We start from the raw sequence: 17917 nt of genomic DNA, 5'->3' as shown, positions 1-17917 counted from the left end.
CGCGTCGTGAAATCCACACTCGCGGTGGGCTTTACTGCGATCGGCCGCGCTCGGCCCGGTAGTGGCGCACCAGCGCATCGGTCGAGCTGTCCGATTGTTTCTCTGGCGCCGCGTCGCTGGTGATCACTGGCAGCAGCGCCTTGGCCTGCGTCTTGCCGAGTTCGACTCCCCACTGGTCGAAGGAGTCGATACCCCACACCACGCCTTCGGTGAACACCTGATGCTCGTAGAGCGCGATCAGCTGGCCCAGCACCGAGGGGGTGAGCCGGGTCGCCAGAATCGAGGTGGAGGGCCGGTTTCCGGGCATCACCTTGTGCGGCACCACGTCGGCCGGGGTGCCCTCGTCGGCGATCTCCTCGGCGGTCTTGCCGAAGGCCAGGACCTGGGTCTGGGCGAAGAAGTTGCTCATCAGCAGGTCGTGCATGCTGCCGGTGCCCTCGGCGGTCGGCAGGTCGTCCAGCGGCTGGCTGAATCCGATGAAGTCGGCGGGGATCAGACGCGTGCCCTGGTGCAGGAGCTGGTAGAACGCGTGCTGGCCGTTCGTTCCCGGCTCGCCCCAATAGATTTCGCCGGTGTCGGTGGTCACCGGCGAGCCGTCGGCACGGGTGGACTTGCCGTTGGATTCCATGGTCAGCTGCTGCAGATATGCCGCGAAGCGGGCCAGGTCGTCGGAGTAGGGCAACACCGCGCGTGATTGCGCGCCGAAGAAATTGGAGTACCACAAACCGATAAGGCCAAGCAGCGCAGGCGCATTCGACTCCAGCGGGGCGGTGCGGAAGTGTTCGTCGACGATGTGAAAACCGGATAGGAAGTCGGCGAACGCTTCTCGGCCGATGACGGCCATCACCGACAGCCCGATCGCCGAGTCCACCGAGTAGCGGCCGCCGACCCAGTCCCAGAACCCGAACATGTTGTCGGTGTTGATCCCGAACTCGTCGACGAGCCGCTTGTTGGTGGACACGGCGACGAAGTGCTTGGCCACCGCGGAGTCGCCGAGCGCATCGGTCAGCCAGCGCCGCGCGGCAGTGGCGTTCGTCAGCGTCTCAAGGGTGGAGAACGTCTTTGATGCGACCACGAAAAGCGTTGTGGCCGGCTCCAAGTCGGCGAGCGTGGCGACGAGATCGGCCGGGTCGACGTTGGAGACGAACCGCGCGGAGATGCCCGCGTCGGCGTAGTGGCGCAGCGCCTGGTACACCATCACCGGGCCCAGGTCCGAACCGCCGATCCCGATGTTGACCACGGTCTTGATCCGCTCGCCGGTGGCGCCCTTCCAGTCGCCGCTGCGCAGCCGATCGGTGAAGTCGCCCATGGCGTCGAGGACCTCGTGCACGTCGCGGACGACGTTCTGGCCGTCGACGATCAGCTCGGCGTTGCGGGGCAGCCGTAACGCGGTGTGCAGCACCGCGCGGTCCTCCGAGGTGTTGATGTGGGCGCCGGCGAACATGGCGTCGCGACGTTCTTCCAGGTTCGCCGCGTGGGCGAGGTCGACCAGGAGCCGCACCGTCTCGCGGGTGATGCGATGTTTGCTGTAGTCGATGTAGAGGTCACCGACGGTGAGGGTCAGGTCGCGGCCGCGGTTGGGATCCTCGGCAAAGAGTTCGCGAAGGTGGGTGGCTCCGATCTGATCGTGATGCTTGCGCAGGGCATCCCACGCCGAAGTGCCGGTGATGTCGGGAATGGATTCGGAGGTCATATTTCGACCCTAGTGCGAGCTCCCGCGGCTGCCACCGAGCCGGAGAATCCGGGGACTCAGCGCGGGCCACCGCCGAGCACCCGCTGCAGGTCCGGCAGCATCGCCTGTAGTTGCTCGCCCCGTTAAGACCAGGTGTGGGTTCCGCTGGCCGGGAAGTTGAAGACACCGTTTCGCTCGCCCGTGGCCTGGTATCTGGACTGGAAGACCGTGTTGCTGATGCGCGTGGCGCTTTCCAGCAGGCTTGCGTCCAGCTTGGCGGATAGATCCGAGCCGCGGCCGTTGCCCGTGTACACCCAGATGCGGGGCGGCCGAACCGGACATCGACGCGCCCACCACCGCGTTGCCGGAGGCGCTCATCGTCCCGTTCGCCGCGAGCCAGGCCGGCAACTCCTCGGTGAGGAAGGTTTCCCACTTCTAGCTGAAGGTGCCCTTGCCGCCGACCGCCGGCCGGTACCAGCTTGAGTGTGGATGTCCCAGCCGTTGAAATCGTCGCGGGCCAGCATGCCGTCGAGCAGGTACACCGCACGGGTGCCTCCGCCCTGAAACTCCACCCTGACCCGAGGGTTCATCGACGCCGACGGGACCATCAGGTACTCGATCGGTGTGCCCTGCCGAGACCATGCCGACGCCGTAACCGATTGTCCCGGGACCCTGCCCGGCGCGGCGAGCAACGCTGCGGCTGACAGCGATATCAGCCGGCGTAACCACGAAACAGCAGGTGGCGATGCCGTGCCTATATCCGGCGAAATGTACCCCGGCAAAGCCGGAATTCGCCGAAAGTAATGACGGTAGTAGTCGTTTAGTGGCCGAGTCGTCCCCGGCCCAGACGCAACAGCAGCATCGCGAGGTCTTTACCCTCGGGACCCAGTTCGCTGTAGCGTTCGATGACCTTCATTTCGCGGCTGTGCACCAGCCGGGTGCCGCCGGAGGCCATCCGGACTTTGCCGATCGCCTGGGATACCTCGGCGCGCCGTTTGACCGCGGCCAGGATCTCGGCATCCAGCCGGTCGATCTCTCCGCGCAACTCGTCGATGCTGAGCTGTTCGGCAGCGATGGTCTCGGTGTTCATTTCTGCAATCTCCGCGTTCTCGTGAGGTGGTGGTTCTGGTCTCATCCGGTGTGGGCCTCACATAAGAGACGAGCCCCGAATCCGGAAGCGGACCACGGGGCTCTGCGAAAGCAGCTAGACCACGGGCACCGCTGGCCGGTACCCGTAGAAAAATCGGGGCTGCGTGTTGAGCACGCACCGAGTGTGCCACCAACTGGCTTACGGGTGCAAAAACACGCGTCAGGAAGTGACCTGAAGGGTGGGTCCGGAGCGCGCGCCCGACGTGCGGTCAACCGGACGTCGGGTGTTGTGCGGCAAGCGAACTGAAATCGCGGAAATACCGGAAGCGGCACCGGCATGGTCGTAGGCTCTCTACTCGCCGTGGTTGGGGTCGCTCGGAGGGGCTGTGATGAATTTTTCGGTGTTGCCGCCAGAGATCAACTCAATGCTGATGTTCACCGGGGCGGGGCCGGGTCCGCTGCTGGAAGCGGCGACGGCCTGGGACGGCCTGGCCGGGGAACTGAGCGCCGCGGCATCGTCGTTCGGTGCGGTCACGGCGGGACTGGTGGGTCAGGCGTGGCAGGGCCCGGCGTCGGCGGCGATGGCGGGCGCGGCGGTGCCCTATGCGAATTGGCTGAACCTGGCGGCCGAGCAGGCCGCCGGTGCGGCGGGCCACGCCCGGACGATCGCCGGCGTGTTCGAGGCCGCGCAGTCGGCAATGATTCAACCAATCGCTGTGGCCGCCAATCGTTCTCAGATCGTGCACCTGGTGCTGTCGAACCTGTTCGGCCAGAATGCCCCCGCGATCGCGGCCACCGAAGCGGTCTACGAGGAGATGTGGGCCCAGGACGTCGCGGCGATGGTCGGATACCTCACCGGGGCGTCAGCGGTGGCGGAGGCGCTGCCGTCGTGGGATCAGCTACTGCCGCGATTGTTCTCCGCCGTCAGCAACATCGGCGCCGGGAACCTGGGCCTGGGCAACATCGGCAACCTCAACCTCGGCAGCGGTAACACCGGCAACGTCAACCTGGGCAGCGGCAACAAGGGCAATCTCAACCTCGGCAGCGGCAACCTCAACGGAATCCTCAACCTCGGCGACGGCAACACCGGCAGTTTCAATCTCGGCAGCGGCAACACTGGGACCCGGAACCTCGGTGGCGGCAACCGGGGCAACGGAAATATCGGCTTCGGCAATTCGCAGGCCACTGCCGGCGGCAATATCGGAAGCGGCAACAGCGGCAGCGGCAATATCGGAAACGGCAACACCGGCAACCTCAATGTCGGCAGCGGAAATGCCGGCACCGGCAACTACGGTTTCGGCAACCGGGGCAATGCGAACCTGGGTAACGGCAACCTCGGCAGCACGAACGTCGGCGTCGGCAACAAGGGCAGCTTCAACATCGGCTTCGGCAACCTCGGCAACAACAACCTGGGCTTCGGGAATCACGGCAACAATAACTTCGGCATCGGGCTCACCGGCGACAATCAGTTCGGCATCAACCTCAACGGTCTCAACGGCGGGGTCGGCAACATCGGCCTGTTCAACTCCGGCAACAACAACGTCGGGTTCTTCAACTCGGGCGACGGTAACTGGGGCATCGGCAATTCCGGCAACGTGAACACGGGGTTCGGCAACACCGGCAACACCAACACCGGCTTCTGGAACTCCGGCAACGTCAACACCGGGTTCTCCAACACGACGAGCACCAATGTGGGGTTCGGCAACTCGGGCAACGGAAACCTGGGCTTCTGGAACGCCGGCAGCAACAACGTGGGCTTCGGCAACGGGGGTGGACAGGCAGTAGGGGCGTTCAACTCCGGTACCACCGGAACCGTCGGCTTCGGCAACTCCGGTGCCAGCAGCGTCGGCTACGGCAACTCGGGAACCGGCAACACCGGGTTGTGGAATTCGGGTAACACCAACACCGGCTTCTGGAACTCGGGAAACATCAACACCGGCGCGGGAAACGCGGGATTCGTCAACACCGGCTTCGGAAGTGCGATCAACACAGGGCTGTCCAGTTCCGGCTTCGGCAACACCGGTACCGGCACGTCGGGATTCAACAACAACGGCAACAACACGTCCGGATTCGAGAATGTCGGCAACAACAGCGAGGGCTACGGCAACGTCGGCAATTTCCAGACCGGATTCCAGAACACGAATACCCGCAACACCGGCTTCTTCAATTCCGGCGTCAACAGCATCGGTATCTCGAATACGGCCAACTTCTCCGTCGGCTACGCCAACGGCGGTGTCACCGGCAACGTCGGGTTCATGAACACCGGCTCGGACAACGCCGGGTATGCCAACTCCGGTACGCGCAACTCGGGCTTCGGAAACTCGGGCACGGACAGTTCGGGATCCAACCACTCCGGCGTCAAGCAATCGGGATTCGGCCAGTAGGCCCAGGCTGGTCGGCACCGCTGTCGCCGGGCGGCGGTAAGTTTGGACCGACATGAGTGTGCACGCGACCCAAGCCAAGTACCCCCGTCCCAGCGCGGTTGATGAACTCCTGGACGGCCTCAACCCGCAGCAGCGCCAGGCGGTGGTGCACCAAGGTTCACCGCTGCTGATCGTCGCCGGCGCCGGTTCCGGTAAGACGGCGGTGCTGACGCGCCGTATCGCCTACCTGATCGCCGAACGCGGCGTCAGCGTGGGTCAGATCCTGGCCATCACCTTCACCAACAAGGCCGCCGCCGAGATGCGGGAGCGGGTGGTGGGTCTGGTCGGCGACCGGGCCCGCTACATGTGGGTGTCGACGTTTCACTCGTCCTGTGTGCGGATCCTGCGCAACCAGGCGTCGCTGATCGAGGGCCTCAACTCCAACTTCTCCATCTACGACGCCGACGATTCGCGCCGGCTGCTGCAGATGATCGGCCGCGACATGGGCCTGGACATCAAGCGGTACTCGCCGCGCCTGCTGGCGAACGCCATCTCGAACCTGAAGAACGAACTGATCGACCCGCATCAGGCGGTGGCCAACCTGACCGACGAGTCCGACGACCTGGCCCGCACGGTCGCATCGGTGTTCGGCGAATACCAGCGCCGGTTGCGTGCGGCGAACGCGCTCGACTTCGACGACCTGATCGGCGAGACCGTCGCCGTGCTGCAGACTTTCCCGGACATCGCGCAGTACTACCGGCGGCGGTTCCGCCATGTGCTGGTCGACGAGTACCAGGACACCAACCACGCGCAGTACATGCTGGTGCGGGAACTGGTGGGGCATGGATCGGTGGATGCCGAGCAGGACGTGCCGCCCGCCGAACTGTGCGTCGTCGGCGACGCCGACCAGTCCATCTACGCCTTCCGCGGCGCGACGATCCGCAACATCGAGGACTTCGAGCGCGACTACCCGGACGCGACAACGATTCTGCTGGAACAGAATTACCGCTCGACGCAGAACATCCTGTCGGCGGCCAACTCGGTGATCGCCCGCAACACAGGGCGCCGCGAGAAGCGGTTGTGGACCGATGCCGGCGAGGGCGAGTTGATCGTCGGGTACGTGGCCGACAACGAGCACGATGAGGCCAGGTTCGTCGCCGACGAGATCGACGCGCTGGCCGACCGGGGCGACATCACCTACAACGACGTCGCCGTCTTCTACCGCACCAACAACTCGTCGCGCTCGCTGGAAGAAGTCTTCATCCGCGCCGGCATCCCGTACAAAGTCGTTGGGGGAGTGCGTTTCTACGAGCGCAAAGAGATTCGCGACATCGTCGCCTACCTGCGGGTGCTGGACAACCCGGGCGACGCGGTGAGCATGCGGCGCATTCTCAACACCCCGCGCCGCGGCATCGGGGATCGGGCCGAGGCGTGCGTCGCGGTGCATGCCGAGAACACCGGCGCCAGTTTCGCCGACGCCCTGCAGGCGGCCGCCGAGGGCAAGGTGCCGATGCTTAACACCCGCGCCGAGAAGGCGATCGCCGGCTTCGTGGAGATGCTCGACGAGCTGCGCGGGCACCTCGACGACGATCTGGGCGAGCTCGTCGAGGCGGTGCTCGAGCGCACCGGGTATCGCCGCGAGCTGGAATCTTCGACCGATCCGCAGGAGCTGGCGCGGCTGGACAATCTCAACGAATTGGTCAGCGTCGCACACGAATTCAGCACCGACCTGGCGAACGCCGCCGCGTTGGCCGATGACGCGCCGGAGGACGAGGACGTCCCCGATACTGGTGTGCTGGCGGCGTTCCTGGAGCGGGTGTCGCTGGTCGCCGATTCCGACGAGATCCCGGAGAACGGCGCCGGCCTGGTCACCCTGATGACGTTGCACACCGCGAAGGGCCTGGAATTTCCGGTGGTGTTCGTGACGGGCTGGGAGGACGGCATGTTCCCGCACATGCGGGCGCTGGACGACCCCATGGAGCTGTCCGAAGAACGGCGCCTGGCCTACGTCGGCATCACCCGGGCCCGGCAACGGCTGTACGTCAGCCGGGCCATCGTCCGGTCCTCCTGGGGCCAGCCGATGCTGAACCCGGAATCGCGCTTCCTGCGCGAGATTCCGCAACAGCTCATCGACTGGCGCCGGGTCGCGCCCAAGGCGTCGTTCAGCGCGCCGGTGAGCGGCGCCGGGCGGTTCGGTACGCCGCGGTCGGCGCCCACCCGTTCCGGCGCGAGCAAGCGGCCGCTGGTGGTGCTGGAGCCCGGCGATCGGGTGACGCACGACAAGTACGGCCTGGGGCGCGTCGAGGAAGTGTCCGGCGTCGGCGAATCGGCGATGTCGCTGATCGACTTCGGCAGTGCCGGCCGGGTCAAGCTGATGCACAACCACGCGCCGATCAGCAAGCTCTAAAACCCGCCGCCGAGCGTGAAGGCACGGCGAAAAAACCGCGAAAAAGCCGCCGCCAGTTCACGTTCGGTGGACCCGGCTATTCGGCCCAGCGCTTGGTGTCCGGCAGCATGGCCAGCACCACGCTGGCGACCGGCAGAAGCGGCAGCAGGTGCACGATCCACCCCACCCGGGCACCCGCGATGAACACCCCGAGGTAGGTCAACAGGGCGACGACCGCGCCCGCCACGATCAGGTACCGCCCGTACGGCCGGCGCAACAGCACCATGATCACGCCGCAAATCGTGGTGAGCGCGAAGACGAGTGCGAGGAATCCGACGGCGATGCAGAACAGCCGGTCGGTCTGCCACCAGCCGGCAATCAGATCGGTGGTGACTACCGAGGTGGCCCACCCACTGACGATGCTCACCGCGCTGGCCGCCACCGCCGTCCCGGCGCTGGGCTCCTGCCGCAGCACTGCGGGCAGCGGCGGAATACCCCCTCGCATGGAGGCATCCAAAGGCATTGCGCTACGGGGGATTTGGGTAGTCGGCTGAGCTGCTATCGGGGGCAGCGGACCGGTCGGCGCCCGCCGGATGATCTTGGTCCGCTGCTCGGGGGGCGGTTCGGCAGGTTCAGTAGGTGCACCGGGCTCGGCGGGTGCAACAGACGCGCCGGGCTCGGCAGGTTCAGCGGGTTGGGGCGGGTTCTCGCTTGCGGACGGAACGTTCGGCCCGGTCACCGGTCAGCCGGCGTAATTGCCGACGGACAATCCACGCTTGGCCAGCCACGGCACGGGGTCGATGCGCTCGGTGCCGCCCAGCAGCACCTCGAAGTGCAGGTGCGGGCCGGTGGAGTTGCCGCGGTTGCCCATGGTGGCGATCTGGTCGCCCGCCATCACGCGCTCACCGACGCTGACCAGTGTGGTGTTGACGTGGCCGTACAGCGTGACGGTGCCGTCAGCGTGCAGCAGCTTGACCCACGCTCCGTAGCCCGCCGTGGGGCCCGCGTCGATGACCACGCCGTCGGAGACCGCGTAGATCGGGGTCCCGATCGCGTTGGCCAGGTCGATGCCGGCATGCAGCACTCCCCAGCGGTAACCGAAGTTCGAGGTGAAGATGCCCTTCGTCGGCATGACGTACAGCGGCTGCTGCAGGCGCGCCTCGCGCTGGGCGCGCTCCTGCGCGAAGGCCACCCCGCGGGCGAGTTCTTCGTTGTGCACCGCCACGTTGGCGGGCTGTGCGGCGATCACCTGGACGCCGCGCGTCGCGGTGGAGCCCGATCCGCCCGATCCGCCCGAGAGGGTCGAGGCGTTGGCCGTCAGCACCGTCTCGATTTTGGTGGTGTCGGACTGGTTGATCGCGGTGTGTGTCGCTGCCGCTGCGGCGCCGGCGGCCATCGCCCCGATCAGCAGACGTCCCTTGGCTGCGCTGGTCGGCTGCTTGCGGTGGCTGCCGCCGCGACGCGGGACGGGTGTGACGTCGATGACGTGGGTGATCGGTTGCGTGATCTCGGCGGAGACGCGGGGCAACACCTCGGTGGACGGGGCGGACAGCCACAACGGCGTCAGATCGTCGGTGTCGTCGAGGTCGTCCAGTTCGGGTGCCTGCAACAGCAGGTCGTCGAACGCGAACTCGGAGTCGCCGAAGTCCAACTCGTCGAGGTCGGCCAGCTCCATGTCATCGAGTTCATCAAACCCGTCTAACGGGATGATCTCGGTGATCTCGTTGCGATGATGGGGCCAGCGTTCCCGGGGTGCGCGCGCCGATAGAGCGGCGGCGGAGCGAGCGAAAAGGTGCTGGGACAACCTGAAATGTCCTTGGATCGTGACCATAACGTTATCTGGACCTTGAGAAGGTATCCGCAAACGTAGGCGGCTGGCAACCTCAGTATCAAATCCGGTCATTTTTGTGACTTGGGTCACGTTTCGTGTCCCGGTTCGATACGTGACGTGTGCCACAGCGGTGGGATGCGGCGGCAGGGCCGATTTTCGGGGTGGATACAGTTCCTCCGTGCGAGTTGCCGAGTACTGGCCTAGTACCGGTAACGCCACCCTAGTTGGCCTAGCAAGTAAGCCGAGCAAAGGCAGTGACGCCCCATGGATCTGTTCGAGTATCAAGCTAAGGAATTGTTCGCCAAGCACGGCGTACCCGGCACGCAGGGCCGGGTCACCGACACCGCTGAAGGCGCGAAGGCCATCGCGGAGGAGATCGGTGCGCCCGTGATGGTCAAGGCCCAGGTCAAGACCGGCGGCCGCGGAAAGGCGGGTGGCGTGAAATACGCCGCGAACGCCGAGGAAGCCTACGAGCACGCCAAGAACATCTTGGGCCTGGACATCAAGGGCCACATCGTGAAGAAGTTGCTGGTTGCCGAAGCCAGTGACATCGCCGAGGAGTACTACCTGTCCTTCCTGCTCGACCGTGCCAACCGCACCTACCTGGCGATGTGCTCGGTGGAGGGCGGCATGGAGATCGAGGAGGTCGCCGCCACCAAGCCCGACCGGCTGGCCAAGGTGCCGGTGAACGCGGTCAAGGGTGTCGACCTGGCCTTCGCGCGATCCATCGCCGAGCAGGGCCACTTGCCGGCCGATGTGCTGGATGCGGCCGCCGTGACGATCGAGAAGTTGTGGGGGGTGTTCGTTGGCGAGGACGCCACCCTGGTGGAGGTCAACCCGCTCGTCCGCACGCCCGACGACAAGATTCTGGCGCTGGACGGCAAGGTCACCCTCGACGCGAACGCCGACTTCCGCCAGCCCGGGCACGCCGAGTTCGAGGACCGCGCCTCCACCGACCCGCTGGAGCTCAAGGCCAAGGAACACGACCTGAACTACGTCAAGCTCAGCGGCGAGGTCGGGATCATCGGCAATGGCGCGGGCCTGGTGATGTCGACGCTGGACGTGGTCGCCTATGCCGGTGAGAAGCACGGCGGGGTGAAGCCGGCCAACTTCCTGGACATCGGCGGCGGCGCCTCGGCCGAGATCATGGCGGCCGGCCTGGACGTGATCCTGGGCGACCCGGAGGTCAAGAGCGTGTTCGTCAACGTCTTCGGCGGCATCACGTCGTGCGACGCGGTGGCGGCCGGGATCGTCAAAGCCCTGGAGATCCTGGGCGACGAGGCCAACAAGCCGTTGGTGGTCCGGTTGGACGGCAACAACGTGGAAGAGGGTCGTCGCATCCTCGCCGAGGCCAACCACCCGCTGGTGATCCAGGCCGAGACCATGGACGCCGGTGCCGACAAAGCCGCTGAGCTGGCGAGCGCCTGAGCCCGAGAGGACCACTGAAATGGCTATCTTCCTGAACAAGGACAACAAGGTCGTCGTCCAGGGCATCACCGGCGCGGAGGCCACCAAGCACACCGCGCGCATGCTGGCGGCCGGCACCCAGATCGTGGGCGGCGTCAACGCCCGCAAGGCGGGCACGACCGTCGCGCACAAGGATGCCGACGGCAACCCGATCGAGTTGCCGGTGTTCGGCAGCGTCGTCGAGGCCATCGAGAAGACCGGCGCCGACGTGTCGATCATCTTCGTGCCGCCGGTGTTCGCCAAGGACGCGATGATCGAGGCCATCGACTCCGAGATCCCGCTGCTGGTGGTCATCACCGAGGGAATCCCGGTGCAGGACAGCGCCTATGCCTGGGCGTACAACGTCGAGAAAGGGCAGAAGACCCGCATCATCGGGCCCAACTGCCCGGGCATCATCAGCCCGGGACAGTCGCTGGTCGGCATCACCCCGGCCAACATCAGCGGTCCCGGTCCGGTCGGGCTGGTGTCCAAGTCCGGCACCCTGACCTACCAGATGATGTACGAGCTGCGCGATTTCGGGTTCACCACCTCGATCGGCATCGGCGGCGACCCGATCATCGGGACCACCCACATCGACGCCATCGAGGCGTTCGAGAAGGACCCCGACACCAAGCTCATCGTGATGATCGGTGAGATCGGCGGTGACGCCGAGGAGCGCGCGGCCGACTTCATCAAGGCCAACGTCACCAAGCCGGTCGTCGGCTACGTCGCGGGTTTCACTGCGCCGGAAGGAAAGACGATGGGTCACGCGGGTGCCATCGTGTCCGGCTCGTCGGGCACCGCCGCCGCGAAGAAGGAAGCGCTGGAGGCTGCCGGTGTTCAGGTCGGCAAGACGCCGTCTGAGACCGCCGCCCTGGCGCGGGAGATCTTGAAGACTCTGTAGCGCCATCAGTCGCAAAAGCCCCTCATTCCCTGTGGAGATGAGGGGCTTTTGCGACTGCCCGCACCCTCAGCCGTGCAGCCCGGGCAGGCCGTTGGCGCCGAACAGCGGGCCGCCCGTCCCGCCGGCGCCGCCGGCGCCGCCGAAGGCCGGCGAGGTGACAAACCCCCCGTTACCCCCGTTGCCGCCGTTTCCGAACAAGCCCGCATCACCTCCGTCGCCGCCAGCGCCACCGCCGGAGTTGAACGGACCAATGACAGAAGACCTTTCGCCGGCCCCGCCAACGCCGCCGGAGCCGATGAGGGCTCCGGCGTGACCGCCGGCACCGCCATTGCCACCACGGAAGTAACCGAATCCGCCTACCGCGCCGTCACCGCCGTCGCCGGCGATCACAGCACCGGAGCCGCCGGCACCGCCGCTCCCCCCGAACCAGCCGAATCCGCCCGTCCCACCGGCGCCACCGGTCCCGTAGACGAACCCTCCACTGCCGCCCATGCCGCCGACGCCACCGGTACCTTGCGGGTCGGCGCCGCCGGTGGCGCTGGCGCCGCCGATTCCCCCGGTGCCGCCGACGCCCAGGAGGGTTCCACCCGCGCCACCCGCTCCGCCGGTGCCGCCCGCGTGTGGCCCGAACCCGCCGGTGCCACCGGCGCCGCCGAATCCGAACAGACCCGCAGCTCCGCCGGTTCCGCCCATGCCGCCCACCCCTTGTGCAGCGGTCGAGAAGGACGAACCGCCGGCACCTCCTGCTCCGCCGGAACCGAAGATCATTCCGCCGGCGCCGCCGGTGCCGCCTTTCCCGGCTGTGCCGTCGGTCGATATTCCGATGGGACCGCCGACGCCGCCGTTGCCGAACAGTCCTGCCGCGCCTCCGTTTCCGGCCGTGAGAGTGCCGGCACCGCCGTTTCCGCCAGTGCCGAAGAGCAGGCCTCCGGTCCCGCCGTTGCCGCCCACCGCGCCGCGTCCGCCGGCGCCGCCGTTGCCGAATAGCCCGGCTGCCCCACCGGCACCGCCGTTCGGGTTGGCCACTCCGCCGGACCCACCCGACCCGCCGCTGCCGAACAGGAGCCCGCCATCGCCGCCCTTGGCGCCGCTGCCCGGAGCGGCGTTGGCGCCGTTGCCGATCAAGGGGCGACCCAGCAGCAGCTGCGTGGGCGTGTTGACCGCTCCCAGTAGTTGCTCCCAGACAGACTGCAACGGCGAGGCGGCCGCAGCCTCGGCAGCGACATACTGCCCCGCACCGGCACTCATCAGTGCCACGAACTGGTCGTGAAAGGCGGCGGCCTGAGCGCTCAGCGCTTGATAGGCCTGCGCGTGTAGCCCGAACAACGCCGCGACGGCCGCCGACACCTCGTCCGCTCCGGCGGCGAGAACTCCCGTCGTCGGGGCGAACGCCGCCGCATTGGCATCGCTGATCACCGCGCCGATGTTGCCCAGATCCGAAGCCGCCGCGGCTAACGAATCAGGTCCCACGATCACGAAAGACATCCGGCACCTCCACGAGAAGAAGTCACGATCGTGATCGCCAGCATCGTTGGGTGGCCGTGGCCCGGATTGAGTACCGGACTACTGCATTTGCGTTTTGTTCGCGCCAGTTAGGGGAGGCCGCGGGCGCCGGGCACGCCGATGACTTGACCGCCGTCGCCGCCTTGGCCGCCGGTCCCGTTGGTCGGCCCGGTGCCCCCGTTACCGCCGGCTCCGCCGAACCCGATCAGGAGTGCGGCTCGTCCGCCGTTGCCGCCGTTTCCGCCGGCGGCGCCGGCACTCGGCGCTCCCGAGCCCCCGGCCCCGCCGTCGCCGAACAGCAGTCCCGCGTCGCCACCTGCTCCGCCGGCACCGCCGGCGTTGGCGCCGCCGAAACCGCCGAGGCCGCCGGCTCCGCCCGAGCCGGACAGCGTGCCGCCCGCCCCACCCGCGCCGCCGGCCCCGCCGGCGGGACCGAATCCGCCCGTGCCGCCCGCGCCGCCGGCCCCGTTGAGGAAGCCGCCGACGCCGCCGACGCCGCCGGTGCCACCGGTACCGACGGTGCCGTCACCGCCCGCCCCGCCGGCCCCGCCGGCGCCGGACACGATCCCGCCGGCGCCGCCCGCGCCGCCCGCTCCGCCGCTGCCGCCTTTGCCCAACCCGGCCGGCGAACCGCCGCCGCGGCCACCCGCGCCGCCCGTGCCGAACAAACCGCCGGCACCACCCGCACCGCCCGTCCCGCCCACGGCGTCCGTCACCGACGTGCCGCCGGCGCCGCCGGTGCCGCCGGTCCCGAACAGCCACCCAGCGGCACCGCCGGTCCCACCGATGCCGCCGATGCCCGACCCGCCGGTGCCCCCGGCTCCGCCGTTGCCGATCAGCAGCCCCCCGGCGCCGCCGTTGCCGCCGGGAGCGCTGTTGGAGTTGACCCTGCCGGGCCCCCCGGCGCCGCCATTGCCGAATAGCCCTGCGGCTCCGCCGTTCCCACCGGCGGGATGAGCCGCGGTGCCCGCGCCGCCGGCGCCGCCATTGCCGATCAACAGCCCGCCGGCCTGGCCGTCAGCGCCCGGAGCCCCATTCGCGCCGTTGCCGATCAGGGGACGTCCCAGTAACAACTGGGTCGGCGCGTTGATCACGTCGAGTATCTGCTGCTCGAGGGTCTGCAGCGGCGTTGCGGCGGCCGCCTCGGCGAGGGCGTACTGCCCTGCAGTCGTGTTGAGGAGTTGAACGAACTGACTGTGAAAAGCGGCCGCCTGCTCGCTCAGCGCTCGGTATCCCAGTCCATATTGGGCGAACAGGGTGGCGACGGCCGCCGAGACCTCGTCGGCGCCGGCAGCCAGGACGTTCGCCGTCGGTGTCAGGGCGGCGATATTGGCCCGGCTGACGGCCGCTTCGATGGACGCGAGATCTGACGCGGCGGCCGCGACCATTCCGGGCGCCGTGGTGACGAATGACATATGGCCACCTCCCCAACTGCAGGGATGCTCAATCCTACGCGCTCACAGCAAGTCCAGGCCCTGTTCCGGGCAGACGCAAACTCGCATGACACGCGGGCGGAAAGGTGCGATTTTGCGACTGCTCGCGCAACGAGGCTGGGCGCAACGAGGCTGGGCGGCCGCGTTCAGTTCCGGCCGGGCAGGCCGTCGGCGCCGAGGAGCAGCCCTGCTGTGCCGCCCTGTCCGACCACACCGCCGGTGCCACCGGCGTTGCCGCCGTTGCCCCCGTTGCCGATTACCTTGGCCGAACCACCCGTGCCCCCCGCTCCGAAGACACCCGCGGGGGCGGCTTTCCGGCCGCCGGCACCACCGTCGCCGCCGTCGCCGGTGAGGGTGCCGCCGTCACCGCCGTTGCCGCCGGCTCCCCCAAAGGTGGTGCCGAAACCGCCGCCGCCGCCGGCTCCACCCGAGCCGGACAAGAAGGCGCCGGCGCCGCCGTTCCCGCCCGTTCCGCCGGCGTCGCTGATGCCGCCGGCTCCACCGGCGCCGCCCATGCCGATGACGAAACCGCCGCTGCCGCCCGCGCCGCCGTTGCCGGCGCGGAGGCCGGCGCTCGCGATCGGGGTGGAGCCGCCGTCGCCGCCGTGACCCCCGATGCCCAGCAGGGTGCCGCCGTTGCCGCCGTTACCGCCCGCCCCGCCGTTGCCGACGAGGCCGAAGCCACCGGCCCCGCCCGCGCCCCCGAAACCGGTGAGACCGGCATTGCCGCCCGCGCCACCGGCGCCGGCGGGTCCTACGACGACGCCACCGCTTCCGCCGGCGCCTCCGCTGCCACCCGCGCCGAACAACATGCCACCGGCGCCGCCCGCGCCGCCGGTGCCCCCGATGCCTCCGATAGCAACCTGGCCCGTCCCGCCGGTGCCGCCGGCGCCGCCGATGCCGAACAGTCCGGCCGCTCCGCCGGCACCGCCCACGCCGCCGGGCTGACCGCCGAGCGCGGACCCGCCGCCCACGCCGCCGGCACCGCCCGCACCGAAAATCAGCCCACCCGCCCCGCCATTCCCGCCGTTCCCGCCGTCTCCGCCGTTGCCGCCCGCTCCGCCGGTGCCGAACAGCCCGGCGGCGCCGCCGTTCCCGCCGCTGCGCAACGCCGAGCCGCTTCCACCGGCGCCGCCGTTGCCCCACAGCAGGCCGCCGTCGCCGCCGTTGGCCCCGCTCGCCGGTGCCGCGTTGGCGCCGTTGCCGATCAGCGGTCGGCCCAGCAGCGCTTGGGTCGGCGCATTGATCACGCCGAGTATCTGTTGCTCGACGAGTTGCAGCGGCGAGGCGGCTGCCGCCTCGGCCGCGGTGTACTGCGCCGCCCCTGCGCCCATGAACGCGACGAACTGGTTGTGGAACGCCGCCGCCTGGGCGCTCAGCAACTGGTACGCCTGGGCGTGCACGCCGAACAAGGCGGCGATCGCCGCTGAGACTTCGTCCGCACCGGCGGCCAGCACGGTCGACGTCGGCGTCAGAGCCAGAGCGTTGGCTTCTGTGATGGCCGAGCCGATGTTGGCCAGATCAGCGGCGGCTGCCGTGACGAGGTCCGGCGTCGTGGTGACGAATGACATGAGGTCACCTCCCCGATATGGGGTCAGCGTCCCTGGTAGGGCGACTTCGGGAGGTGCTCAGCGTATCGCGGTCGCGCTGCGGGCGAGCCTGGTTTCGCAGGACCCGCCGAGCGGGCCGGACGGCAGATCCGGTAGATAGTAAGACTATGAATCTTGATCCGCGAACGCCGGTGGTGGTGGGCGTCGGGCAGGCCGCCGAGCGCATCGACGACCCCGGTTACCGGGCCATGTCACCCGTTGAACTGGCCGCTGCGGCGGCCCAGGCGGCGCTGGACGACTGCGGTGCGACCGCGGTGGCCGCCGAGGTCGACACCATCGCCGCGCTACGGCAGTTCGAGATCTCGGGGCCCACGGCCAATGCGCCGCTCGGGCGGTCCAACAACTACCCGCGCTCGGTCGCCAAGCGCATCGGCGCCGAACCGCGTCGCGCGATCTTGGAGAGTGTCGGCGGGCAGGGGCCCCAGCAGCTGATCACCGAACTGTGCGGAGAAATCGCCGCGGGGCGCTCGGAGGTCGCGCTGGTCTTCGGCTCAGACGCCACGTCGACCCTGCGGTACTTCGCGGGCCGCGACGACAAGCCGGACTTCAGCGAGACCGTCGACGGTGACCTCGAAGACCGCGGACCCGGTATCGAGAAGTACATCTCGCGCTACACGGTGATCCACGGCTTGGTGGATGCGCCGACTCAGTACGCCCTGATGGAGAACGCCCGACGCGCGGCGACCGGCCTCGGGCCGGCCGAGTACCTGCGGCAGATGGCCGAGCTGTTCGCTCCGTTCAGCGTGGTTGCCGCGGGTAACCCCTATTCCGCTGCGCCGGTGGCGCGGACGGTCGACGAACTGGTCACCGTGACCGAGAGCAACCGGATGATCGCCGAGCCTTATCCGCGGTTGCTGGTGGCCCGCGATCAGGTGAACCAGGGCGCCGCCGCCCTGCTGATGTCGGTCGGGGCCGCGCGCCGGTTGGGCGTTCCCGAGGACAAGTGGGTGTTTCTGCGCGGCCACGCCGGCCTGGAGGCGCCAGCGTTCCTGCAACGTCCGGGTCTAGGTCACGCCCCATCGGCGGTCGCGGCCGTCCGGGAAGCGCTCGATCTGGCCGGCATCGGTGTCGACGACGTCGCCACTTTCGACCTCTACAGCTGCTTCCCCATCGCGGTGTTCAACATCTGCGACGGGTTGGGTATCGCCCCCGACGACCCGCGCGGCCTGACCCTGACCGGTGGACTGCCGTTCTTCGGCGGCGCGGGCAACAATTACTCGATGCACGGCGTCGCCGAGACAGTTCACCGAATGCGAAGCGCCCCTGGGCAATTCGGGCTGGTCGGGGCAAACGGCGGCATTCAGAGCAAGTACTCGGTGGGGGTGTACTCCACCGCTGCGGCGCCATGGCAACCCGATCGCAGCGCGCAATTGCAGGAGCAGGTCGACAACGGGCCCGCCGTGCCGGTCACCGAGACCCCGGACGGGCCGGCGACCATCGAGACGTACACCGTGCGCCGCGATAACGGCCGCCCGACCGGCATCATCATCGGCCGGCTCACCGCCGACGACAGCCGTTTCCTGGCCACCACCGAGGACGACGAGCTGGTGTCCCTGTTGACCGACGGAGACCCGCTCGGACAACAGGTGCTTGTGCGCTCGTTCGAATACGGGAACCGCTGCACGCTGGCTTGACTCCGAACGGCATGCGCGACACTGCAGCCAGGTACGCGACACGCCG

Annotated in this window: 11 protein-coding genes and 2 pseudogenes; 5 read left to right on the top strand and 8 right to left on the bottom strand. The window is 68.4% G+C overall.

Features of this window, described 5'->3' with window-relative positions:
• Window positions 1-31: 31 nt before the first annotated feature.
• From pgi to QXK92_RS24555, 3 genes and pseudogenes are all read right to left on the bottom strand, one after another.
• A complete protein-coding gene (gene pgi, locus QXK92_RS24565; RefSeq protein WP_306245915.1) occupies window positions 32-1693 on the bottom strand; it encodes a glucose-6-phosphate isomerase in 1662 nt (553 codons plus the stop codon).
• Between the two features lie 122 nt (window positions 1694-1815).
• Window positions 1816-2454: pseudogene (locus QXK92_RS24560) on the bottom strand (alpha/beta hydrolase-fold protein).
• Between the two features lie 38 nt (window positions 2455-2492).
• Window positions 2493-2807, bottom strand: coding sequence for a chorismate mutase (locus QXK92_RS24555; RefSeq protein ID WP_306245914.1), 315 nt, complete (start codon window positions 2805-2807; stop codon window positions 2493-2495).
• A 343-nt stretch (window positions 2808-3150) separates the two neighbouring features.
• On the opposite strand from QXK92_RS24555, the gene QXK92_RS24550 reads away from it, so the two are divergent.
• A complete protein-coding gene (locus QXK92_RS24550; protein ID WP_306245911.1) occupies window positions 3151-5145 on the top strand; it encodes a PPE family protein in 1995 nt (664 codons plus the stop codon).
• A gap of 52 nt (window positions 5146-5197) precedes the next feature.
• A complete protein-coding gene (gene pcrA, locus QXK92_RS24545) occupies window positions 5198-7531 on the top strand; it encodes a DNA helicase PcrA (RefSeq protein WP_306245909.1) in 2334 nt (777 codons plus the stop codon).
• A 76-nt stretch (window positions 7532-7607) separates the two neighbouring features.
• Here the strand turns inward: pcrA and QXK92_RS24540 are convergent, their stop codons facing one another.
• The gene (locus tag QXK92_RS24540) at window positions 7608-8249 is read right to left on the bottom strand and encodes a hypothetical protein (RefSeq protein ID WP_371934303.1); all 642 of its coding nucleotides are present in this window, start codon (window positions 8247-8249) and stop codon (window positions 7608-7610) included.
• 3 nt (window positions 8250-8252) lie between these two features.
• A complete protein-coding gene (locus QXK92_RS24535; RefSeq protein ID WP_306245906.1) occupies window positions 8253-9314 on the bottom strand; it encodes a M23 family metallopeptidase in 1062 nt (353 codons plus the stop codon).
• 291 nt (window positions 9315-9605) lie between these two features.
• On the opposite strand from QXK92_RS24535, the gene sucC reads away from it, so the two are divergent.
• Together sucC and sucD are read left to right on the top strand one after the other, a co-directional pair.
• The gene (gene sucC, locus QXK92_RS24530) at window positions 9606-10769 is read left to right on the top strand and encodes an ADP-forming succinate--CoA ligase subunit beta (protein WP_306245904.1); all 1164 of its coding nucleotides are present in this window, start codon (window positions 9606-9608) and stop codon (window positions 10767-10769) included.
• Between the two features lie 19 nt (window positions 10770-10788).
• Window positions 10789-11691, top strand: coding sequence for a succinate--CoA ligase subunit alpha (sucD, locus tag QXK92_RS24525; protein ID WP_306245902.1), 903 nt, complete (start codon window positions 10789-10791; stop codon window positions 11689-11691).
• Between the two features lie 69 nt (window positions 11692-11760).
• Here sucD and QXK92_RS24520 read toward each other — a convergent pair.
• The 3 genes and pseudogenes from QXK92_RS24520 to QXK92_RS24510 form a co-directional block, all read right to left on the bottom strand.
• Window positions 11761-13176: pseudogene (locus QXK92_RS24520) on the bottom strand (PE family protein); the annotation flags it as partial.
• Between the two features lie 107 nt (window positions 13177-13283).
• Window positions 13284-14609: a PE family protein gene (locus QXK92_RS24515; RefSeq protein ID WP_306245898.1), complete on the bottom strand. Its 1326-nt coding sequence runs from the start codon at window positions 14607-14609 to the stop codon at window positions 13284-13286.
• Window positions 14610-14773: 164 nt separating this feature from the next.
• Window positions 14774-16198 (bottom strand): PE family protein, encoded by a 1425-nt coding sequence (locus tag QXK92_RS24510; RefSeq protein WP_306245896.1) that lies wholly within the window; start codon window positions 16196-16198, stop codon window positions 14774-14776.
• A 146-nt stretch (window positions 16199-16344) separates the two neighbouring features.
• On the opposite strand from QXK92_RS24510, the gene QXK92_RS24505 reads away from it, so the two are divergent.
• Window positions 16345-17871: an acetyl-CoA acetyltransferase gene (locus QXK92_RS24505; protein ID WP_306245893.1), complete on the top strand. Its 1527-nt coding sequence runs from the start codon at window positions 16345-16347 to the stop codon at window positions 17869-17871.
• The last annotated feature ends 46 nt before the right edge of the window (window positions 17872-17917 follow it).

It is taken from the genome of Mycobacterium sp. TY815, from assembly GCF_030755135.1.
Classification (GTDB): Bacteria; Actinomycetota; Actinomycetes; order Mycobacteriales; family Mycobacteriaceae; genus Mycobacterium.
Note: the sequence above shows the minus strand (reverse complement) of the source record. Positions and strands in the feature narration are given on the sequence as shown.